Source organism: Paenibacillus phytohabitans (assembly GCF_013141775.1).
GTDB lineage: Bacteria > Bacillota > Bacilli > Paenibacillales > Paenibacillaceae > Paenibacillus_AQ > Paenibacillus_AQ phytohabitans.
This window is the reverse complement of the sequence record NZ_WHOB01000021.1, coordinates 1-22,512: the sequence shown is the minus strand read 5'-3', so window position 1 is coordinate 22,512 and position 22,512 is coordinate 1. Positions and strand designations below refer to the sequence as shown.

The window sequence follows — 22,512 nt, the reverse complement described above, 5'->3', positions numbered from 1 at the left end:
ATTCACTCCTGTAAGCTAAATTTAACTACAACCATGGACCAGATGCGCAGGGACGGCAAAGTGAATCTGGCCGCAACTCCTTGCCCGTGCGGAACCACCTCGTAATCCAGGACAATCACTTTCTGGGCCTGATCATCCGGGCTGGCCGTGTAAATGCATTCTATCGGCTGTTCGATTAATAGTGTGCACACTACACCATTTTGAGCTTCAGGCCGCTGTTTCTTGCCATGCTCCCAATAATCATCTTCAAGCCCGGCAAGATTAATCAGCTGCAGAATCTGATAGCCCGGCTTCCGCTTAATGATCGTCCAGACAGAATTAATATCTCCGTTCGGTGCAAAAGGCACATTGCCTACGAAGGTAATCTCGGTGTTAACCCCGGCGGTATAGGTATACGACACATCTTCCAATTGCGCATCATGTATCAGCACTCCAAAACGCACGATGAAATCATAGTAACGTCTGACCTCAATGGCAAATTCAGGCCGCATCACTGCATAATCGGGATAGTAGGGCATAGTCAGCATTCCATGATCCTCACCCAGCAAGAGGTGATATCCCCCGCTGGCGAATATGGAGGCCATCGTCAGCAGCGCCCCGTTCTCAGCCCACTCCTTGTCATGCCCGGCTTCCGGGTAGAAGGAGGGCAGATAGGCGGAGAGGATCACCGGCTTGTGCGGGTCCAGTGAGCGCGCATGATCGATCAGTCCTTTAAGCTCACGCAACCGGACTACAGGCGGCCATACTTCAATATAAAGCGCCTCCTGATCCGCCGAGGCCGTCTTGTTGATGGGGTAATTACCCACATTATTGAAAATAACCCCTGCCTCTGCCTTGATTTCCTTCACGGCCGCATGGGTCCGGTTGATCAGTGCCGGATAACACTCCGCCAAATCGACCTGTTCTTCTTTCCCCCCGATCCGGCGCACAGCTTTCTTCGGAAAACCGTATTGATCCATATGAATTCCGTCGAATCCGGCCTGTACGGCCTGACGGAACTGTTCAACAATATGATCGGTCCAAGGTGAATCCGGTGTTATATCCATAATATAGAACAGATCTATTAATTGAAACGGATCTCCCTGGCGGTTATACAGTCCCCATTCCGGACGAGCCTGCAAGAAGTCCTTAAGACTAGCATATACCGCTCCATAGGCCATGGCCGCCATCCCTTTATCGTGTACGGCTGCGACCTTTTCACGAACCACCTTATAGGACATCGTCCGGCCCATCGGATCAATAAATTCATCCTCTTTTGGAACCAGATCATCATGCCGGTACATCCAGTCATAGAACTGTATGACATTCAAGTGGAATTTGTTCATGCTGTCGACGTCACGGGTGTCTCCGGATTCTTCACTCCGGAAATCGCTCAGAAATCCATACCGCGGCGCCCGGCCCCAATGATCGGCAATATCGTATGAGGTATATGCGGTTGAGACTACAGCTTCATTGCAGAGAACTGCAGCCTTGACCCCATAACCCGCCCACTCTGTAGCTTCAGTGAACAAGGGAACGGATACTTTTTGTCTCAAGCCTGGTTCCGTACTGATGCTAAGTCTTCCTTCAGCAACCTGCTGCTCCAGCTTGTAGAAGCCGACAACCAGCTGCAGAACCGCTTTCTCCCGGGTCTCCACTTCAATGATAATGCTGCCTGATTGACCGGTCTTGTACTGGGCCTGATCTGGATATATATCTATATGCGTCAATACGCCATTGTCCATATGAATTCTCCAATACTTGTAGATTGAGCTTAGTCATTCCGCTTATTTCTTGCCGTTTTCAGCCAGCCAGGTATCCAGCTGCTTTTGCACTTCCGCGAGTACTTTGTCTGCTCCCGCCGCTTTTTGTTTTTCCAGCATTTTAGGAAGAGACTCTTCCGGATCGAGCTGGCCGGATTTCAGACCGTCAACAAAGGTTTTGTTGGCGTTGTCGATCGAGATCAATTCATTTTTTACCGGCTCCGGATCGAAGACAAATCCAAAGATCCGCGAAGGATTAGAAGAAACCTGTTCGTTGAACTTCTCGTAGTTCTGGTATTTATCCGGATCCTCGCCTACACGGGTATAGTTGAGCATTTGATTGCCGAGCTGCCACATAATATCGTGATAGTAGCCGACATTATCTGTAGTTTTGCCTTCCGGCAGCGCAATTTGTCCGTCTTTGAGCACATAATGGGTTCCCTCAATCCCGAAGTTGAAGAGGGTCAGCAATTCCTTGTCCTTATAGAAAAGGTTAAGCAGCATCATGGCACGTTCCGGATCTTCAGAGCTTTTTGCAATCGAATACATGGTTGCTGTCATCTTGCCTGTCTGCAAACGGTCAATATTGAGCGGAATTTGCAGCATCTCACGGCCCGCTTTAATCGAACCATTCGGTGATACGGCTGCTTTGCCGATCTCCATATCCGCGATAATATCCATATCAGAGACAAAGGCGAAGCCTTTCCCCGCTTGAATCTTCTTCCAGGCGTCCAGACCGGGTGTCAGTGCATCCTTGTTAATGTATCCTGCCTTGTACCATTTGTTGGTAAGCTTGGCAAGCTCCAGATACCGCGGAGTCGTGTAGGAATTGATGACTGTATAATCATCTGCCGCTGTTCCCACGGTGTTAATCGCTGCAATACTCACAATAGAATCCAAATTCGTGGATGAATAGTAAGCTTCGAGAGGAAAGCTCGGTGCCACTAAAGGCGTAATACCCGGTTCGTTCTCCTTGATGGTTTGAAGCATAGGCTCCAGATCCTCGACTTTACCAGACTTCAGTGCAGTCAGATCAAAGTTGTACTTGTCCACAAGCGCTTTGTTCAAATATACCCCTTGTGCACCGCCCAGCTCCTGGTGGGTATGAATACCGTATAGCTTGCCGCCGCGCTTAGCCGGCCCGTGATAGTCCTTCTCTACAGCTTCGATGTCCGGGCCGTATTTAGCGAGCAACTCATCCAGCGGCAGCAAGCCCCCTTTGGTCACCTGTTGCTGGAACCCGAGCCAATCCGCCGTAAACAGCAGGTCCATTTTGTCGCCGGAGGCCATCATCAGGTTCGTTTTATCACTCCAGGCACCCCAGTCGATAGGATTCAGCTTGACCGTCATGTTCATTTCCGGATAAGTCTTCTTCAGATAATCATTCATCGCATCCTGTACCCGCTGATTATCATTTTGCGGCGCATCGGGGAATACCATTACCACTTCGTAAGGCTTCAATCCGGAGCTGGCTTCGCTTCCCGGCTGGACTGTGCCCGCCGGTGAATTCGCACCATTATTCCCGCCGCAGCCGGTTACTACAACTGAAGTCAACACAAGCGATGTCAATACAACAGAACTCTTTTTCAACCACTTCATAAATAGTAGACCTCCCTGGAATCCTTCTGTATTATTGCCTCATCATTCTGAACTTGCTTATACTAATCCGGCCATTTACCGGGATCAGCCTTTCACAGCGCCTACGGTAAGTCCTTTGACGAAATACTTCTGCAGGAAAGGGAATACCAGCACCAGCGGTCCGATTGCAATCATCGCCATCGCCATCCGGATGGATTCAAGCGGCGTTGTGACCTGTGCGGTTGAGCTGTAAGCCTTATTGGCAATCGTCTGCAGGAACGAAGCGTTCATTAAGGTTTTGGTCAAAAGATATTGCAGCGAGAACAGCTTCTCATTCTGGATGAAGACCAGGCTTGTAAACCAGTCGTTCCAGTAGGATACGGTGGTGAATAATCCGATTGTGGCCATTACAGGCAAGGACAGCGGCAGAATAATGCTGAAGTATGTCCGGAATTCACCTGCCCCGTCGATCTGAGAGGAATCAATCAGGGAAGGCGGGATGCTGTTCGTGAAGAAGGTCCGCATGATGATCACGTTGAAGCCGCCGATCAGACCCGGAATGATAAGCGCCATCAGCGTATCCTGAACATGCAGGAACCGGGTGTAGACAAGATACCAGGGCAGCAAGCCGCCCGAGAACAACATCGTGATCAGGATGTAGAAGCTCAGGGCACCTCTAAGCGGGAACTCTTTCCGCGACAATGCATAGGCCATGGCCGAAGTCACAAACAGACTGACGACAACTCCAATGAGCGTTACCGAGGCAGAAACACCGTAAGCCCGCATTATTTTCCCGGCATCTTCAAACAAATACTGATAAGCGACAAGGCTGAATTTGCCGGGCCAGAAGCTGTATCCGTTCGCAGTCACCCAGTCTTCATCAGCAACCGAGATCATAAATACAAGCCAGAACGGGATCAGGCAGGCAAGACTGAACAATGACAGGACGATAAGGATAAAGGGATTGGTTCGTTTTTTCTCCATGGTGTTCTCCTTCTAGAACAAAGCATTTTCTTTGCTGAATTTACGGACGGCCAGGTTGACAGTAATGACAAGTGTAAAGCCAACCACCGATTGCAGCAGCCCTGCCGAGGAGGCGAGTCCCGTATCACCGGTAACCATTAACGCCCTGTATACATAGGTATCGATAACATCCGTTGTCTCTTTGATCATGCCGGAGGCCATGGTTGCCTGATAGAACAGACCGAAGTCAGCGTTGAATATCCGGCCGATCGCCAGCAGTGTCATGATGATGATGATCGGTGCAATCAGCGGAATCGTAATTTTCGTCATTTGCTTCCAGCGGCTTGCCCCGTCAATGACGGCCGCTTCATAATATTCAGAGTCTATCCCGACAATGGCTGCCAGATAGACGACGGCCGAGTAACCCACACCCTTCCAGGTGTTGACAAGGGTCAGGATATAAGGCCAATGCTCTGCTTCCGCATACCAGTTTCTAGGATCTATCCCGAAGGGCTCCAGAATGAATTTATTAATGAATCCCAGTTCCGGATTCAGAAATCCATAGACGATATAGCCGACAATGACCATGGAAATGAAATTGGGCAGGATCACTGTGCTCTGAAAGAACTTGGAGGCGAACTTATTTTTGACCTCGTTAAGGAGAAGTGCCAGCATCACAGCGAGTATCGTATTGATGATGAGGAAGCTAAGGTTGTACAGCAAGGTATTCCTGATGATCAGCCAAGCGTCGTTCGAAGCAAACAGAAACTTGAAGTTGTCCAGTCCGATCCATTTGCTGCCCCATATTCCTGCCGTATAATTCAGGTCCTTGAAGGCCAGGAAAATACCGAACATGGGCAGGTAGTTATTGATCAGTATCAGCAGCACACCAGGCAGTGCCAGCACGACCAGTGCCCTGTACTTCCATATGCTTTTCCATTTTGAGTTGCTTTCCGAAGCCATAGTTCCACACCTTCTTATTGGGTTATGGCTTCATTATAAGGAGTTGCCTGCAGCTGCTCTGCCGTTTTTATAACCTTAGTCTATTCGTTTTGTGACCTTGCGGTATTCCTGGGGATTGACGCCAAACTGCTTGCGGAACATTTTGGTAAAATGAGAGAAATTGCTGTAGCCTACCTGCTGCGCGATTGCGCTGACCGGCATATCCGTGGTGTCCAAAAGCTCGCGGGTGCGGTCCAGCTTCACTGAAATCAGGAAATCGATAAGGATCTGGCCGGTCTCTTTCTTGAACAGCCTGGAGAGGTAAGCCGGGTTCAAGCCCACATAATCAGCGACACTGGCCCTGGAGATCTCTTCCTCCACATGCTGCTGGATGTAGCGGATGGAACGCTCAATCACACCGCCCTTCTCCTGCCGCTCGAATTCCGCTTCCATGACCGCCGATACGATCCCTTCCGCCCAATGCCTGTATTGAAGCAGTCCCCGTATCCTAGCGGTTGTCCAGTCTGTAAACAGGGCTATGCTTCCGGCATTGATACCTCTTACCTGGAGGAAGTGGTAAATAATCTGCAGGGTATCCTGATGCAGGGCGTCCAGATGTCTTCCCTGAAAGCAAGGATCGGCTTCCAGCTTCGCTGCCAGATTATGAATGAACTGCACAGCGGACTCACGTTTGCCGTTCAGCATATAAGAGATCAGATCACCCAGCAGGATATCCTCCGAATTAGAATCAGGTGATAATAAGAGCTGGTCCTGCGGTAAGTATAAAAGCACTGATTGGGTCCGGGAGATATTGTCACGCTCCATGATCTTTAGACTTTCACACATTCCCGGCAGCTCCTGAAGGGGTTTGAACGAACCGACATAACAGGTTACAATGCTGTAGAACAACTCTTGACATGCCTGGATGAAACGTTTACCTATGGCTGTGAGCCTCTGAATGCTAAGCTTCTTAGTCTCCCGTTCTCCCTCCGCACCTCCGGCATACAGCAGAAAGAACAAAACCCCGCTTTTATCGGTGACGGCCTCCCCCGGATACTCTTCTATAAAACATTCCTCCGCCGCTTTCTTCACAGCATATTCCATGATTTCCTGATCACGCGGACTGAGCGGTTTGGACCACTCCTCAATACTGATCAGAATCGGGAGCACCTGATCCTCAGGATTTAACCCTACCCCCGCACCCGCCAGCTCCCGGTCAAAGAAATCCCCGAACGACAGGATGCTGCGGGACAACAAATCCTGCCAGAACCGTTCCACACGCTTCGGCTTTTCTTGTTGCCACAGATTCAGATACTTATGATACATCTGGTTATAGGACTCATATTCTTCCTTCTCGCGGATAGCAGCCATCATTCCCGATACGGCAGACAACAGCTCATCCGTGTCAACAGGCTTCAGCAAGTAATCAAAGCTCCCGAGGTTAACAGCTTTCTTGGCATAGGAGAATTCGGAATGGCAGGTCAGAAAAATCGATTCCGTCCAGGGAGAGTGCTCCCTCACCCAGCCAACCAGGGAAAGTCCGTCTTCATCCGGCATTTCAATATCGCAAATCAGCAATTCTATTCTGTGATCATTCAGCAGCTCCCTAGCCTTGTCGGCCCTGTTCGCCGTCAAGACCTCTTCAATCCCATACGCCTTCCAGTCGCAGCAGTAGAGCAGCCCCTCCACAGCGAATTGTTCATCATCTACAATCAATAATCGCATTGCTCATCGTTCTCCTTCTGTATATTCAATAGGCAGGCTAAGCCGCACACGAAATCCGGATGGCTCATTGTCGCTGAAGTGAATTTCAGCTCTTCCCTGATAGATCATCGCCAGCCTTTGCTTCACATTCCAGATCCCGATATGCCCTTCATCTGTGGCCGGGTTGTAATCCGGCGAATTCAGCACCCGCAGCTTCTCTGCACTGCTGCCTTTTCCGTTATCCGCGATTTCAATGATCATGGTACCGGTTGCTTCTTCTGAGAGACCAGCCGAAATCTCCAGATGAAAGATCCCGGCTTTCAGACTTATGCCGTGAAGCATGGCATTTTCTACAAAGGGCTGTACCATCAAGGAGGGTATGGAGGCACGGCTAAGCTCCTCGGCTATGGTGATCTGAAACTCAAACGACTGCTGGTAGCGCAACTTTTGAATTTCAAGGTAATTGTGGAGATGTTCAAGCTCTTGACCCAAAGTAATGCGGTTATCCTTGACCCGAAGCATAAAGCGGAAATACTGCACCAGATGCCGTACTGTCTTTTTGACCAATTCGAAACGCTTCAGATCGGCAAGCTGAAAAATAATATTGAGCGTGTTCAAGAAGAAGTGCGGATTAATTTGCATTTGCAAATGCTTCATTTCTGCCTTTTGCGCATTGATCCGTTCCTCATAGATATCAATTCTCAGATCTTGAATTTCCACAACCATGTTATTAAATGCCTGATTCAGCGCCTGGAACTCCACGAGGTTAGAATCAGGAAGCTTGGTTTCCATGGCGCCGTTGCGAATACGGTGGATGCCGCTCAGCAGATCCAGAATCGGGCGGATGACCATACGGCGGAAATAATATAAGTAAACCAGTAAAATGAGCAAAATAATAAAGGGCAGTACATTAATAATCGTCTGGAAGGTATTGAGTCCCTGGAGCAGCTCGGAAGCGGGGATGACCACAGACAGATTGATTCCCAGGGCGGAGGACTGGCTGGACACCACAAACCACTTCAGGCCATCATGTGTAAAAGAAAAGGAAGAATTCAGATTCATCTTCTCACCCGGCAGCTTGAAGTCGTAGCCCATGGATGCCGAAGGACGGGTTAAGATATTCCCTGCATTATCCACAATAAGCACATCACCGCCCGATTGCAGGTTCAGATTGCCCAGCGGTGAACGCATAGAGTCGATTCGGATCAGAGCGCCAATACAGGCGGTATTGCCCAGATTATTGCTGACGGTCCGGTTTAAATAGTAATCTCCGGCAATTTTAACGATCGTCCATTTGTACTGAAGCGTCTCCAGATGATCTTCATTTTGAACGTTTCTCGTAATCCAATCTCTTATCCGGTCCATATCATCCTCTGTCGTTCCTAATACATTGGATAGTGTCAAGGTATCATTAACGCCGGAGTACAGATAAAACATGTCCACGCTATGGTAATAGGCCTGGTAGGCCTGATTTCTCTGCATAATCCCCATACGGGCAAAATAATATTCGGATTCTGTCAGCCCCGGCTGATTCAATTGAAGAAAATTCACATCATGATCGACAATATCAACCAGATTAATTGTTATGTCCTCCAGACTGCTCTCCATCATCTTAAGATTGGAGTTGACCAGATTCTGATAGGATCTGGATACTTGGTCGAGCACAATTCCCTTGGCATAATATCCCCCGGCAAAAAGAACGGCGAGGAGCGGAATCGTTATTGCAGCAGACAGCTGAATCAGTTTTACACCCAGTGAGTTTTTCCTGTTTTTCATAATGCTCCTTTCTATAACTTAATATAAGAAAGAGTCACCTCAGTGACCCTTATCCAATGAATTTTTTTCACAAGAATAGTTTCCTTTTTAACGTAAACGTTTACTCAAATATGCAAAAAACATACCTTTATAAGATCTTACCCGCCTCCTCCAAAAAAATCTATGGTGTGAATTTATACGTTCACTTGAATGTAAGTTATGTATTTTTGTACCTACAATCTTAAATCCCCATTACGTAAACGCTTACTATAAAAGTTATCTCGTTTATTTTTCCTTGTCAATGCTTATCTTACATAATGTTTAATTCCGGTTGACAAAGAAAAGGCAAGAACTTATATTTTCAGTAAGCGTTTACTGCTAAACGACAGGTAGGAGAGTCTATGAATCCCACAATTAAAGATGTTGCCCAAAAGGCGAACGTATCCATTGCCACCGTCTCAAGGGTTCTGCATAACTTAGGCGGATATTCAGATAAAACGAAGCAAAAGGTAGATCAGACCATCAAAGAGCTTAAATATCAGCCGAACGCTATCGCCCGCGGACTGATTAACAAGCGTACCCAAACCATCGGCGTGTTATTTCCTGATGTATCGAGCGCCTTCTCCTCCGATCTGCTCCACGGAATCGACGAATTCGTCCATGACCGCAATTACAGTGTGATGGTCTGTAACACCGATCAGGACGGCAAACGTACGCTGAAGTATTTGCAGCTGCTGCGCGAGAAGCAGGTTGACGGGATTATTTTTTCCAGTGAAGTGCTCAAGAAAGAGTATTATGACATGCTGGAGAGCATGAAAGTTCCAGTGGTGCTGGTCTCTTCCCAAACGGATTATGCCAACGTACCTTATGTGAAGGTCGATGATTATCAGGCGGCCTATGACGCTGTCCATTATCTGATCACCAAAGGCCACCGCAGAATCGGCATGATCAGCGGAACCAAGGGCGATCCCATCGCTGGAACTCCACGGGTCGAAGGATACCGCAAAGCGCTGGAAGCACAAGGTATCGCCTTTGATAGCCGTTACCTCGTATATGGAGACTTTTCATACGAAAGCGGCTGTAGAGCCATGGAAGCCATATTACGGAGAACACCGGAGGTTACTGCTGTCTTCGCGGCCAGTGACCAAATGGCGATTGGTGCCCTTTCCACCGTTACGAAGCATGGAATGAATGTGCCTGAAGATATCTCCATCATGGGCTACGACGATCTCCGGTTAGCCCGGATGGTCAATCCGCCATTGACTACCGTGCGCCAGCCGCTATATGACATTGGAATGATCGCTTCCGAGAAGCTGATCGGCATGATTGAAACAGGGGAGCCCGCGAAGAGTCAAATCTGTACCCACTCCATTGTGGAAAGAGAATCTGTTCGGGCAATTACCTGAACAAGGACATGTAACCCGTTCTTTCGGAAAAATAAAAAGGCTGCCCCTAACGCCGTATTGGCGGAAGGAGCAGCCTTTTTCCTGTATATCCCTGATTTAATCTCTCTCAGCAGCAAGCCTCACCAATACTCTGGCGCCCTGTACCAGCACAGCCTCATCAATGTTGAACCGGGGCTGGTGTAGCGCATGGGTTATCCCCCGTTCCGCATTGCCGCAGCCGATAAAAGCAAACGCCCCGGGCACCTGATCGAGATACCAGCCGAAATCTTCCCCGGCCAGGCTCGGCTGCTCCAGCAGATACGCCTGCTCATCTCCCAGCACCTTGCGCGCTGCGCCGAGCATCCGCTGAACGGCCAAGCCGTCGTTCACCACGGCAATGCCTTCGCGCAGCTCCAGGCTGCTGCTGCCGCCATAAGCCGAGGCTATCGCTGCAGCGTGGCGCTTCAGTCCTTCCGTAATCCGGCTGACGGTTGATTTCGTGAAGGCCCTGAAGGTGCCGGTCAGCTCACTGTGCTCAGCAATGACATTGATTGCTGTTCCAGCACGCAGTGTGCCGAAGGCCAGTACCGCCGCTTCCGACGGATTGACCCCACTCGCCATCAGCCCGTTCACCTCGGTAACAAACCGTGCCGCCATCTGTATAGCATCGACCGCTTCATGCGGCGCACTGTGATGTCCGGCGGTGCCCTGGAATTTCACGGTGAAATGGCTGGAGGCCGCCATGGCATACCGGGGATGAATGCCCAGCATACCAACGGCAAGCTCTGGCATCACATGCAGCGCATAACACTGGTCCACACCTTCCAGAATGCCGTCTTCGATCATATCCCTGCCGCCGGAGAGCAGGCGCCCGTCCAGCGGACTACGGCTTGCGCCTTCCTCCGCCGGCTGAAAGACGAAGACCACCGTGCCGCTTAGCTGATGGCGGAATGCCGCCAGGGTCTGCGCGGCCCCGAGCAGCATCGCCGTATGGGCATCATGCCCGCAGGCATGCATTACACCGGGATTCCTGGACTTATAGTCCAGCTCATTCAGCTCACTAACCGGCAGCGCGTCCATATCCGCCCGCAGCAGAATTACCGGCCCGCTCCCTGCCGTTCCCCGCAGCATCCCGGTGACTCCCATCCCGAAATGCCGGCCCACATTCCGCCGTACCTCAATGCCCCATGATTCGAGGAGTTCGGCAACCTTGCCGGAAGTGCGGGCCACATCGTAGAGCAGCTCCGGGTGGCTGTGCAGATCACGGCGGATCGCGATCAGCTCCGCCTCCAGCCCGCCGGCATACTTCATCATGGCTTCAAGATCCGGTTTCAGACGGTCTGCACCGGACTGCGTATGCGTCACACCTGCCCTGCCGGTTCAGAAGCCTTAGAGTAACGGTTCTCCGGCACTGGCAGTCCGAGATTGCCCCGCAGTGTATCGCTTTCGTATTCGGTGCGGAACAGTCCGCGCTCCTGCAGAATCGGAACGACCAGATCCACAAATTCCTCCAGTCCGTTCGGCACGGCGGCTGCCAGCATGAAGCCGTCGGCTGCTCCGGCCTCGAACCAGGTCTGAATCTGATCAGCCACCTGCTCCGGCGTACCAATGAAGCTGCTGCGAGGCGTAGCAGACTGCAAGGCTACCTGCCGCAGAGTTAAGCCCTGTTCTTTAGCATCCTTTTTGATTTTGTCCGTGCCGCTCTGGAAGCTGTTCCGGCCCAGATCACCGACATCCGGGAATGGCTCATCCAGCGGATACTGCGAGAAATCATGATACTCGAAGAATCTGCCTAGATAGTTCAGCGCATTCTCGATCGTCACCAGACCGGCAACCTCCTGGTATTTGCGTTCCGCCTCCTCAGGGGTAGCTCCCAGAATCGGTGCTATTCCAGGGAAGATCAGCACTTCTTCGGGATTGCGCCCAAACGAAGCTACGCGGGTTTTCACATCCTTATAGAATTCCTGGGCAGACTCCAGCGTGTCATGACCCGTGAAGACGGCATCCGCTACGCTCGAGGCATAATCCTTGCCGACCTCTGAGGACCCTGCCTGGAAAATAACCGGCTGCCCCTGCTTCGAGCGGGCGATATTCAGCGGCCCCTTCACAGAGAAGAATTCACCCTTGTGATCCAGCGTATGCACTTTCTCCGGATCGAAGAAGACGCCCGTCTCCTTATTGCGGACAAACGCATCATCCTCCCATGAATCCCACAGCCCGCGCGCCACCTCCAGATATTCGGCGGCAATGCGGTACCGCTTGCCATGGTCGGGATGCTCCTTCTTGCTGTAGTTAAGAGCTGAGCCTTCAAGCGGTGAGGTCACCACATTCCAGCCGGCCCGTCCGCCGCTGATGACATCCAGCGAGCCGAATTGCCTTGCCACCGTAAACGGTTCACTGTAGGAGGTGGACAAGGTACCTACCAGACCAATACGGCTGCTGACCGCCGCCAGCGCACTAAGAATCGTCAGCGGCTCGAAGCGGTTGAGGAAATGAGGGATAGACTTCTCATTGATGAACAGACCATCTGCAATGAAGATCAGATCCAGCTTGCCTTCCTCTGCTTTGCGCACCCATTCCTTGTATAACTCAAAGTTCACACTGGCATCAGGCTTCGCATCGGGATGTCGCCACATGGAGGTGCTTCCTCCAACGCCGTGCAGCAGTGCTCCCAGCTTCAATTGTCTCGGTTTAGTCATGTTCATTCCTCCTCAAGGTTGTGTATTCATTACAGAGCGGCTTGCTGTGCAGAGAGTACGGCCTGCGCTCCCCGCTTAATCCGCTCGATCTGGGCCAGATGGGTCTGCACATGGGCGGTGAAGCTGCGGACGATATCGGCAATCCTCACCGTTTCCCCCTTAAAGTTAATCCCGCTTTTCTCCCAATCACCGGCACTCAGCCTTCCGAGCAGAAGACTGTTGTAGTGCAGCAGGCTGCGGAACAGCTCCAGGCTGTCTGCGGCGTTCCCCTGATTACTGTGCTGTCCGCTGACCCAGGCATCCTGATTAAACGCCGGAAGCTGCACCTTCGTATCCGCCAGAATATCACGGATACGGAAGGAGACCACGATGCTGTGATCAGCCAGATGTGACAGCACCTCGGTTACGCTCCAGCTGGCCGGCTCCGCCTTCCACTTCAGCTGCTCATCAGATAAGCCTTCCAGTGCCTGCACCAATTGCCCGTGCGTATTCAAGTACTCTGTTAGCTCCACACTGCTCATTCGATCTCCTCCAATATAGGTTTCGGTTGCGGCTGGTCAGGCCCGGTATTGAAGCGTGACAGCGCAAACGGCGCAATATTCTGCCTCGTATTTCCCTGCACAGCCAAATCTGCGAGGATCTCTCCGACTACACTGGAGAACTTGAAGCCATGCCCCGAGAAGCCTCCAGCCAGCAGCACATTGCTGTATTCCGGGTGGCGGTCAATAATGAAATCCTCATCCGGTGTATGCTCATATTTACAGACGGACCCTTTAAGGAGCTTCCCGGCTGCGCCGGGCATATAAGCCTCCAGCACGCGGCGGAGGTCGCCTTCATCGCTCTCCAGACTGCCGAACGGTGCCAGCGGTTCGCCGGGCCGCCATTCCTCGCCTGTATCATGGCGGCCGATCTTCAGTCCCGCCCCGCCGATGCTGGGGAAGCCGTAGAACCCGCCTTCCTCACCACCCAGCGTGAAGCCGGGGAACTTCCCGGCCTCGAAGTCCGGCGTACTCCCAAACCAGCCTACTACCTTACGGACCGCTTTAATCGGCAGGCTGACAAAGGGTGATAATGACTTAAACCAGGCGCCAGCGCTGAGAACAGCAGCCGCTCCATGGTACTCACCGTTCTTCGTATGAACCGTAACGCTCCCTTCGCGGGCGGTCACATTCAGTACGGGTGTATTCGTCAGCAGCTCTGCACCGTGAGCCAGCGCAAGCTGCCGGTAAGCTGTTATGCACCGCTCGCTATAGAGGTAGCCCGCATCCGGCTCGTACATCGCCTCGAAGGATTCCGGAAGGTTCAGCGCCGGCCAGCGGTGGCGGATTTCGTCCGCATCCAGCTGCTCGGCCCGCACCTTCCGCTTCTGCGCTTCCACCAGGCGGCCGGCGAAGGAATATACGCCGCTGTCCGCCAGATTGAGCACGCCAGAAGGGACGAGCAGCTCCGTCCCGCTCTCCGCTTCTGCCTCTTCCCATAGCACCTGGGCACGAAGCGCCAGGTCAATATAGGCCGGGTCTCCGCTATAGGCATGCCGGATCAGCCGGGTCTCCCCGTGATGGCTGCCTTCGGTATGCGGCGGATCAAAAGCATCGATCAGCAGCGTCCTCACGCCGCGCCGGGCCAGATGATAACCCGCGCTCATGCCCATCGAGCCTGCACCGACAATAATCACATCATATACGGGATGCTCAGCTATGATCCGCACCCCCTTCAGCCGCGAAATGCTCCAGCACCCGTACCGCCAGGCTGCTGAAGAATCCGGCACCTACAGGCAGAGCCGCTTCGTCCAGATCGAACGCCGGATGATGCCATTCCCGGCTTCCGGCCGTTCCAGTAAAGACAAATAAACCGGGAACTGCCTGCTGGTAGAAGGCGAAATCCTCCCCGGCCGGTGAGGGCACCGGCTTCACGGAGGTGTAGCCCAGGTTCGCAGCCGTTTCTTCTCCCAGCCGGGCCAGCAGCGCATCATTGATAACCGGCGGCGGCCCGCCGATCCAGCGCACGCTGGCTTCCGCCCCCAGTGCGGCCGCAACACCTGCCACCACCTCTTCGAACCGTTTCAGCACTCTGCTGCGCACCGCTTCATCGAAAGAACGGATCGTCCCTTCCAGCACCGCCGTCTCCGGGATGATATTCCACGAGTTCCCGCTGTGAATCTGCGTAACGCTGATGACAGCACTGTTCAGGCTGCTCACATTCCGGCTGACGATGGATTGCAGCGCCGTTACGATATGCGAGGCCGCCACGATGGGATCTATACCGGCCTCCGGCACTGCCGCATGGGTTCCGAACCCGCGGACCTCCGCGATGAAGCCGTCAGCAGCTGCCATCAGCGGACCTTCCTTAATACCGATGGTCCCTACCGGCAGATCCGGCTTATTATGCATCCCGATGACCGCGCGGACATTATCCAGCGCTCCGGCAGCGATAATCTGCTGCGCGCCTTTGGCTTTCTCCTCGGCAGGCTGGAACAAGAAGCGGACCGTTCCCTTGAGGCTGTCTTCCTGCGCCTTCAACTGATATACCGCCCCCAGCAGCGCAGCCGTATGAAAGTCATGCCCGCAGGCATGCATTTTGCCCGGAACCAGCGAGGCATACGGCAGGCCGGTTTCTTCCTGAATCGGCAATGCATCAATGTCGGCCCGCAGGGCAATCACCGGACCGCCCTGCAAGCCGCCGATCTCGGCAATCACTCCGGTCTTCAGCCCGTAATCCACTACCTTCACGCCTGCCTGCTTCAGCAGTGAGATGATATATTCCGTAGTTTCATATTCTTCATTGGAGAGTTCAGGATGCCGGTGGAGATGACGGCGGATCTCAACCAGACGCTCATTGAACGATAACCTGTTAACCGCGTGTGCAGCGGACTCTGCAGCTGTGCTTGTCATGATGAGGCCTCCGCCGGAACCCCGGCGAGCGCTTCAGCCAGCAGCTCGAAAGAACGCAGACGCTTATCGAAGGGCTGCACGTTGGTCGTGACGATGAACTCCTCTACCCCGGACGCCTCAGCCAGCGCCAGCAGCTGTCCGCGGACCGATTCCTTCGTTCCTTTGGTAACCTCAGGCTCCCGCTCTTCCAGGGTGTAGGGCTCCGTGCTCTGGCGGGTGAACTCCTCCGCCTGCTCGCGGGTAGCCACCGTCAGCTTCTTCCCGCTGGCAAGGAGAATGCGGATCAGCTTATGCGCTCCGCCCAGCTCTTTGGCCTCCTCTTCCGTATCGGCCACGATTACAGCCAGCGCGATAATCACTTGCGGCTCCTTCCCGCTGCTGGTATTGAAGCCGCTGCGGTAAGCACGCACCGCTTCCAGGGCAATGGCCTGATCGCCGCCGATGAACAAAGAGAACACATACGGCAGCCCCAATTCTGCAGCGATTTCGGCGCTGGCGACACTTGCACCCAGTACATACAGCTGCGGCGGAGTTCCCGGCAGCGGGCCAGCCTTCAGCCCGGTGAGCGGATGATCCTCCTCCAGCCGGTTATGTACATATTTCTCCAGCTCTATGATTTTATCGGTCAATGAAGGAGCCTCGCCGCCCCCCTGCTGCAGCGCCTGCGTACTGCGCGGCAGCCCGCCGGGAGCGCGCCCGACGCCCAGGTCTACACGGCCCGGGGCCAGCGCAGCCAGCACGTTGAAGTTCTCCGCCACCTTGTACGGGCTATAATGCTGCAACATAATCCCTCCGGAGCCTATGCGGATGCTCTCCGTCTTGGCCAGCAGATGCGAGATCAGCACCTCCGGTGAAGATCCGGCCACCTGCTCGGAATCATGATGCTCGGATACCCAGAACCGGCGGAAGCCGAGACGCTCCGACAGCTGCGCCAGCTGGACTGTATGCTGGAAGGCCTCCTCCGGCGTCTCTCCCGGATAAATCGGGCTTTGGTCCAATACGCTGATTGTAATCGCCATAGTTATGCCTCCTAGATGGAATAGTTCAGCTCCGGCGTAATCCGCTTCAGGAACTGCTTCGTTCTTTCTTCACGCGGATGGTTGAACACCTCGGTGGGTGTGCCTTCTTCGACAATCACGCCGCCGTCCATGAACACCACATGGTTCGCCACATCGCGGGCAAAACCCATCTCATGCGTCACCACAATCATCGTTATCCCTTCCTTGGCAATCTTGCGGATCACCGCAAGCACTTCGCCTACCAGCTCCGGGTCCAGCGCCGAGGTCGGCTCGTCGAACAGAATCACTTCCGGCTCCAGCGCCAGCGCCCGGGCTATGCCGACCCGCTGCTGCTGCCCGCCGGACAGCTGGCTTGGATAGGCATCCAGCTTGCTTCCTAAGCCGACCTTTTCCAGCAGTGCGATGCTTCTCTTCCGTGCTTCCTCCTTCGGAAGCTTCTTGACGATCAGCAGCCCTTCCATCACATTCTCCAGCGCCGTTTTGTGGCGGAACAGATTGTACTGCTGGAAGACCATGGCCGTTTTTTGCCGCAGCTGGTGAATATCCTTTTTGCGGGCATGCCGGCAGTCCAGCTTGAACTCACCGATCGAGATTTCGCCGCCGCTTGGCTTCTCCAGATAATTCACACAGCGCAGCAGGGTTGTTTTGCCGGAGCCGCTGGGGCCGAGAATGACGACAACTTCCCCTTTGGACACCTTCAGATCAATATTGTTCAGCACCTGATGGCGCCCGAAAGACTTCGATATACGTTCCAGCTTAATCATGCGACTCCACCCCGGTTATACAGATTTATCCGTTTTTCGATCAGGGCGGTGGCCCGCTCAATGAGGAAGGTCAGCCCCCAGAAGATCAGCGCCGCCGCCAGATACGCCTCGAAGAATTTCCAGTTTGTCGAAGCTACGATTTGCGCCTGGGCATTGATATCCACGACCGATACGGTAAAAGCAAGCGTAGACCCGTGCAGCATTCCGATCACGGAATTCGACAGATTGGGCAGGCTCGCCGCCAGCGCCTGGGGGAATACGATCCGCCGGAGCGCCTGGGGAGTGCTCATCCCTATGGAATGGGCGGCTTCGATCTGACCGCGGTCCACCGCCAGCAGGCCGGAACGGACGACCTCGGACATATAGGCTCCCGCTGTAATGGAGAAAGAAATGTAGGCGAAGCCGATCATCGGAATCGACACCGAGCGGAAGCTCCAGCCGAAATATGCGCCAAGCCCGTCGATAATCATCGGCAGCCCGAAATAGATCAGCAGCAGATGCGTCAGCATCGGGGTGCCGCGGATGAAGGTGACATACCCCACCGCCAGCGGATACAGCACAGGTACTTTATAAATCCGGACCAGTGCCACCACAATTCCAATCGCGAAACCGGCCAGTACCGAGACCACCGTGATATACAGCGTTGTAGGAATGGCTCCCAGAATCTGCAGGAACGCCGTCCAGATAAACGATGGGTCCAGCTTCATTACGCGCCGCCTCCTTTACCCGGTCCCATGTCCGCAATGATATGGCGGTAGGACGCTTTTTTCTGCAGACTGAATTTCCGCTTCACCGGACTGCCCTGGTCTTCATGCCGGAGTAACCGGCGTTCCGCCACCAGCAGCAGCTTCTCGATCGTAAAGCTGATCACGAGATAGATGAGTGCAAGTGCAATATAGGTTTCGATAAAATGCTGGGTCACGCTGCCCAAAGTCTGCGCCTTACCCGTCATCTCCATCACGCCCAGCGTGAACGCAAGCGAAGTATCCTTCAGCAGCGCAATGACCAGGTTCGAGAACACCGGAATGGCAATCCCCAGTGCCTGGGGCAATACGATCCGGGTAAAAGCCTGATAAGAGGTCATCCCCGTAGCATAAGCCGCTTCCACCTGGCCTTTATCGACAGCCGTTACCGAGGCGCGGATCATCTCCGACATGAAAGCCCCCGTATGCAGGCCGTAGGTCAGAATTACGAACACCAGCACCGGCGTCCGCGTCATATCGAGATTGACCAGCTTCAGCACCTCGGGCAGACCGTAATAGAACAGGAACAATTGAATCAGAATCGGCGTTCCCCGGAAGAATGAGATGTACACCTCGGCTAAGGTCTTCAGGACCGGCACCTTGTAGAGGCGGGGAAGGGCGATAATAAATCCGACAATCACACCTGCCAGCAGCGAGCAGGCTACGATCAGCAGTGTTGTGCTCAGCGTAGTCAGCAGCTTAGGCAGAAAAGAGAATACAAAACTAAGATCAAACGGTGCTCCCATCCTGCCCCTCCTTCTCCGCTATAACGGCAGCCTCATCATTGAACCGCGGATGTGGTGACGTCAGCCCCCAGCCACTGCGTACTTATTTTGCCCAGCGTGCCGTCTGCCTTCAGCTCTGCAACCACTCCGTCAATGGCATCCGACAGCTTCTGCGACGGGGCATCATCCTTGCGGAACACATACAGAATGTCAGCAGAGGACAGCTCAGCACCTACCGCCTGCAGCTTGCTCTGCGGATCAATAATCGGCAGTACGAAATCCGCAGCGAGCGTGGCATCCACACGGCCCGAGTCAATCTGGCTCACTGTATCGTTGGCTGCACCGTTCTGATAGACAATTTTGATCGAATCCGCGCCGTGCTCCTTGTTGTAATTCTCGAGAATTTGCGCTTGTGCGCTGGTTGCGCCTGTCAGTACCTTTTTACCTTGCAGATCGTCCAGCGTCTGGATCGAATCATTGCCTTTGGCTACAATAATGCGGTTTCTCCAGTGGGCATAAGCTTCTTTGTTAAAAGAATACTTCTGCTCCCGCTCCGGGTTCTTCTCCATAACATGGGCTACCAGATCAATCTTCTTGGTCTCCAGGCTCAGCAGCAGATTGCTGAAGTCCATCGTCTGGAATTCGAACTCATACTCCGGCAGACGGCTGTCAATTTCCTTGAGCAGCTCTACATCGAACCCGGTCAGCTTGCCGTTCTCGTCAATGAAGCAGACATTCGGAAAAGCGGTGCCTGTGCCCACCACGATCTTGGTCACCTCTGCCGGTTCTGCGGCTGCAGTCGTTGCCTCCGCACTGGTCTGCGGTGCTGCTTTCGCCACATTCCCGCTGCTACTGCTGTTTGCAGCGTTATTGTTGCCGCAGCCGGCGATCACCAGCGTCAATGCCAATGCAGTTGTGAGCGAAATGGTCTTCTTCATCTCTCTATCCCCTTTAGGTTGTAGTATGGTTGAGCGGTAAGTGTCTTTCTCATCAAATACATAATGCCGTCGCCATTCTGCACATCCAGCTCCAGAATCCGTTCATACCCCCGGCGTTCATACATGGGAACCAGCCAGGGATGCTTCTGTGCCGTAGCCAGGGTTACAGCGGGAGCACCCAGCTTGCCGTGAATAATATGCTCCTCCACCCAGTCGAGCAGCTTGCCGCCGTAACCTTTGCCGCTGCGCTCGGGATTCACTGCGAACCATTTCACAAAAGGCAGATCAGTTACCGCCTTGACCTCTCCGCTCTTCGAGAGGGTGATCGTCGCCTCCACGTTGCCGTCGATCTCCAGCACATAACACTCATTGGTGGCGATGTTATCCTGAATCAGAGCCAAATCGGCGTTTGCCGCCGGCCAGTGCAGTCCAAGCTCGCGGATCAGCTGATAGGCACGATAGGTCACATCCAGCAGCTGTTGGGCGTCCTTCTCTCCGGCCTGCCGGTATACCTCGCTCATTTCATGCCCCCGTTTCTCAATTTAGATAATCCCTATCTGTTTAGTGGTGATTATATGCAATTAACTTTATCACTGCATGTAGCCATGCGCTAATAGAGTTTTTTAATACTGTTATACAAGAAGTCGATCCGGCTTACTGCGGCCCACCGCCAGTTCCAGCAGCGACTCAATGAATTCCGCATTCTCCCCGTTCAGCGAGATCAGGCTGGTCCGCAGGGAAATCCCTTCCGTCTCAGCGACATCCACCCTAATCAGCGTTCCCGCCTCTACTTCCTCCTGCACACTGAGGGCCGGAAGGAAGCAAATCCCCGCTTGCCTCAGCACGAGCTTCTTGGCTGTCTCCAGATTATCCACCTGATACACTATGTCCGGCGGCTGCTCCATGCTCTCGAATACCCGGTGCAGGCGCATCCAGTCCAGCGAGCCGCACTCGAAGAATACAAGAGTCTCCTCCCGGATCTCCTGGATAGAGGCACGGCCCTTACGGGCTAGCGGATGGTTCTTGTATACGTATAGCGATATCGGATCTTCACAGAAAGGGAACGACTGAATGGCCGGATTAACCACTTTGCGTATAAAAGCGAGATCAATCTCCTTGGCCTTCAGCTTCTCAATTAATGAATCTGTGGATGAGGTTGTCAGTTTGAAGCGGATATGCGGATATTTCCGCTTCAGATGCTGCAGGAGCTGCGGCATCAGATAATTGGAGACCGATACCGTACTGCCGATTCTAAGTTCATCCGGAATCTGGCCCTTCGACTGGATCTGATGTTTACCGTTCTGGTAGACCTGCAGAATCTGCTGCGCGTAAGGAAGGAACTGGCGGCCTTTATCCGTAAGGTTAATCTGCTTGCCCAGCCGGTCGAACACTCTGCAGTCCAGCTCCCGTTCAAGCGACTGGATGCGGGCCGTCACGGTCGGCTGGGAGATGTAGAGTACATCTGCCGCTTTGTTGAAGCTTCCGTAGTGGTTGATGTAGACAAAGGCTTCAATATTCTCGATGTTCAAGCGTAGTCCTCCTCCACAACTTTATTTAAATTTACTATTCCAATTGATTAACAAGGAATTAATGCCGTACGGGTGTATAGATTTTGTTTATATCTTAGTCACCGGCCCTTTTTTTGTCAACTGACTTATCGTGTAATATACAGCAAAAACCATTACATAGATCACAAAACCAGATAGAACTTTTCTATCTGTTAATCGGTTTTGTTAAATTCCTCTTATATTCATCGGAATTATGAATTATAATAAGCGTCACATCCCATTTCTGAACAGGAGGTACCCGATGAATCATTCAGCACAAATTGTAATCCGTGAAGCCGCAGAGGCTGACCGCGAGGCTATCGCAGGAGTTCTGCTTGAGGCTTACAGCGAATATTCAGCCGTGCTGCCCGAACCTTTTTGGGTGGAGTACCGCGACTCCATTCTTGATTCCGTCCATGGCAATGCTCCGGTCTCGCGGATTGTAGCGGAGCTGGATGGGCAGATCATAGGCAGTGTGCTGCTGTTCACCTCTTCAGAGGCCGCTTACGGCAGGCCGGAGCTGGGTATCCACACCCCAATCATCCGTCTGCTCGCTGTTTCTCCGGCTGTCCGTGGACGCGGGGTTGCCAGATTGCTGATCAGTGAGGCCGCCAGACAATCCGTGCTGCTTGGAGCAGCCAGCCTGAATCTCCACACTTCGGACATGATGGCATCCGCAATCAGGCTGTACGAGAAGCTCGGCTTCCAGCGGGCTTATGAAACGGATATTAAGAACGGGGACACGCTGGTCAAAGGATACCGCCTTGAGCTTCCCGTCTCCGCCGGTCTGCAGACGCAGGCAAACCTCCACCTCCACAGCCTGAGCGTAAACGTCCCGCCGTCCTTTAGGGGACGGTAACCCTTCCAGCGGGAATATAAGGATAAAGTATGCTGGTGGCTGCTGAAAGAAACCCGCTTGCAGGTTAAAACCCGCGCCGGAGTGTGTAGGTGCGCTGATTGGCGCGGTACTGAAACGCGGCAGAGTTGATAGAAAGCGGAGCTGATGGGCAGCAGAGCTGACAGGCGGCTGAGCTGACAGGCGGCTGAGCTGACAGGCGGCTGAGCTGACAGGCGGCTGAGCTGACAGGCGGCTGAGCTGACAGGCGGCAGAGCTGAT

The 22,512-nt window shown here is 53.2% G+C and carries 21 protein-coding genes; 2 read left to right on the top strand and 19 right to left on the bottom strand.

Annotated elements, in window-relative coordinates; translation table 11 throughout:
• Nucleotides 1-2: 2 nt before the first annotated feature.
• The 6 genes from GC101_RS08440 to GC101_RS08415 form a co-directional block, all read right to left on the bottom strand.
• Nucleotides 3-1,724 (bottom strand): glycoside hydrolase family 66 protein, encoded by a 1,722-nt coding sequence (locus tag GC101_RS08440; protein WP_171716859.1) that lies wholly within the window; start codon nucleotides 1,722-1,724, stop codon nucleotides 3-5.
• Nucleotides 1,725-1,766: 42 nt separating this feature from the next.
• Nucleotides 1,767-3,341, bottom strand: coding sequence for an ABC transporter substrate-binding protein (locus tag GC101_RS08435; protein WP_171716858.1), 1,575 nt, complete (start codon nucleotides 3,339-3,341; stop codon nucleotides 1,767-1,769).
• Nucleotides 3,342-3,425: 84 nt separating this feature from the next.
• Nucleotides 3,426-4,304 (bottom strand): carbohydrate ABC transporter permease, encoded by an 879-nt coding sequence (locus tag GC101_RS08430; RefSeq protein ID WP_171716857.1) that lies wholly within the window; start codon nucleotides 4,302-4,304, stop codon nucleotides 3,426-3,428.
• Between the two features lie 12 nt (nucleotides 4,305-4,316).
• Nucleotides 4,317-5,246: an ABC transporter permease gene (locus GC101_RS08425; RefSeq protein WP_171716856.1), complete on the bottom strand. Its 930-nt coding sequence runs from the start codon at nucleotides 5,244-5,246 to the stop codon at nucleotides 4,317-4,319.
• A 75-nt stretch (nucleotides 5,247-5,321) separates the two neighbouring features.
• Complete coding sequence (locus GC101_RS08420) at nucleotides 5,322-6,950, bottom strand: helix-turn-helix domain-containing protein (RefSeq protein WP_171716855.1); 1,629 nt, start codon at nucleotides 6,948-6,950, stop codon at nucleotides 5,322-5,324.
• Between the two features lie 3 nt (nucleotides 6,951-6,953).
• Nucleotides 6,954-8,705 (bottom strand): cache domain-containing sensor histidine kinase, encoded by a 1,752-nt coding sequence (locus GC101_RS08415; protein ID WP_171716854.1) that lies wholly within the window; start codon nucleotides 8,703-8,705, stop codon nucleotides 6,954-6,956.
• A gap of 380 nt (nucleotides 8,706-9,085) precedes the next feature.
• Between GC101_RS08415 and GC101_RS08410 the strand changes: the two genes are divergently transcribed.
• Nucleotides 9,086-10,090 (top strand): LacI family DNA-binding transcriptional regulator, encoded by a 1,005-nt coding sequence (locus GC101_RS08410; protein ID WP_171716853.1) that lies wholly within the window; start codon nucleotides 9,086-9,088, stop codon nucleotides 10,088-10,090.
• A 96-nt stretch (nucleotides 10,091-10,186) separates the two neighbouring features.
• Here the strand turns inward: GC101_RS08410 and GC101_RS08405 are convergent, their stop codons facing one another.
• The 12 genes from GC101_RS08405 to GC101_RS08350 all read right to left on the bottom strand — a co-directional run bounded on the left by GC101_RS08405 (nucleotide 10,187) and on the right by GC101_RS08350 (nucleotide 21,377).
• Nucleotides 10,187-11,434 (bottom strand): M20 metallopeptidase family protein, encoded by a 1,248-nt coding sequence (locus GC101_RS08405; protein ID WP_343049633.1) that lies wholly within the window; start codon nucleotides 11,432-11,434, stop codon nucleotides 10,187-10,189.
• Nucleotides 11,431-12,768 (bottom strand): LLM class flavin-dependent oxidoreductase, encoded by a 1,338-nt coding sequence (locus GC101_RS08400; RefSeq protein WP_171716852.1) that lies wholly within the window; start codon nucleotides 12,766-12,768, stop codon nucleotides 11,431-11,433. Before GC101_RS08400 ends, GC101_RS08405 begins: the two co-directional genes overlap by 4 nt.
• Before the next feature lie 29 nt (nucleotides 12,769-12,797).
• Nucleotides 12,798-13,289: a DinB family protein gene (locus GC101_RS08395; protein ID WP_171716851.1), complete on the bottom strand. Its 492-nt coding sequence runs from the start codon at nucleotides 13,287-13,289 to the stop codon at nucleotides 12,798-12,800.
• Nucleotides 13,286-14,467, bottom strand: coding sequence for an N-methyl-L-tryptophan oxidase (solA, locus tag GC101_RS08390; RefSeq protein WP_171717048.1), 1,182 nt, complete (start codon nucleotides 14,465-14,467; stop codon nucleotides 13,286-13,288). Before solA ends, GC101_RS08395 begins: the two co-directional genes overlap by 4 nt.
• A complete protein-coding gene (locus GC101_RS08385; protein ID WP_171716850.1) occupies nucleotides 14,460-15,659 on the bottom strand; it encodes an amidohydrolase in 1,200 nt (399 codons plus the stop codon). The genes solA and GC101_RS08385 overlap by 8 nt, the downstream gene beginning before the upstream one ends.
• Nucleotides 15,656-16,678, bottom strand: a complete 1,023-nt coding sequence (locus GC101_RS08380; RefSeq protein ID WP_171716849.1) for an LLM class flavin-dependent oxidoreductase — start codon at nucleotides 16,676-16,678, stop codon at nucleotides 15,656-15,658. Before GC101_RS08380 ends, GC101_RS08385 begins: the two co-directional genes overlap by 4 nt.
• An 11-nt stretch (nucleotides 16,679-16,689) precedes the next feature.
• Nucleotides 16,690-17,442 (bottom strand): amino acid ABC transporter ATP-binding protein, encoded by a 753-nt coding sequence (locus tag GC101_RS08375; RefSeq protein WP_039301123.1) that lies wholly within the window; start codon nucleotides 17,440-17,442, stop codon nucleotides 16,690-16,692.
• The gene (locus GC101_RS08370) at nucleotides 17,439-18,149 is read right to left on the bottom strand and encodes an amino acid ABC transporter permease (RefSeq protein WP_171716848.1); all 711 of its coding nucleotides are present in this window, start codon (nucleotides 18,147-18,149) and stop codon (nucleotides 17,439-17,441) included. Before GC101_RS08370 ends, GC101_RS08375 begins: the two co-directional genes overlap by 4 nt.
• A complete protein-coding gene (locus tag GC101_RS08365; protein WP_039301115.1) occupies nucleotides 18,149-18,931 on the bottom strand; it encodes an amino acid ABC transporter permease in 783 nt (260 codons plus the stop codon). The genes GC101_RS08370 and GC101_RS08365 overlap by 1 nt, the downstream gene beginning before the upstream one ends.
• A gap of 35 nt (nucleotides 18,932-18,966) precedes the next feature.
• On the bottom strand, nucleotides 18,967-19,848 hold the full coding sequence (locus GC101_RS08360; protein ID WP_171716847.1) for a transporter substrate-binding domain-containing protein: 882 nt from the start codon (nucleotides 19,846-19,848) through the stop codon (nucleotides 18,967-18,969).
• Nucleotides 19,845-20,369 carry a GNAT family N-acetyltransferase gene (locus tag GC101_RS08355; protein WP_171716846.1) on the bottom strand — a complete coding sequence of 175 codons (525 nt, stop codon included), beginning with the start codon at nucleotides 20,367-20,369 and terminating at the stop codon, nucleotides 19,845-19,847. Before GC101_RS08355 ends, GC101_RS08360 begins: the two co-directional genes overlap by 4 nt.
• A 111-nt stretch (nucleotides 20,370-20,480) precedes the next feature.
• The gene (locus GC101_RS08350) at nucleotides 20,481-21,377 is read right to left on the bottom strand and encodes a LysR family transcriptional regulator (protein WP_171716845.1); all 897 of its coding nucleotides are present in this window, start codon (nucleotides 21,375-21,377) and stop codon (nucleotides 20,481-20,483) included.
• A gap of 280 nt (nucleotides 21,378-21,657) precedes the next feature.
• Here GC101_RS08350 and GC101_RS08345 point away from each other — a divergent pair, with 280 nt between their 5' ends.
• Entirely contained in the window at nucleotides 21,658-22,254 is a 597-nt protein-coding gene (locus GC101_RS08345; RefSeq protein ID WP_171716844.1) for a GNAT family N-acetyltransferase, read from the top strand.
• A gap of 64 nt (nucleotides 22,255-22,318) precedes the next feature.
• Here GC101_RS08345 and GC101_RS35710 read toward each other — a convergent pair.
• Nucleotides 22,319-22,512, bottom strand: a 194-nt coding sequence (locus GC101_RS35710; RefSeq protein ID WP_216626523.1) for a hypothetical protein, incomplete at its 5' end; no start/stop codon positions are given.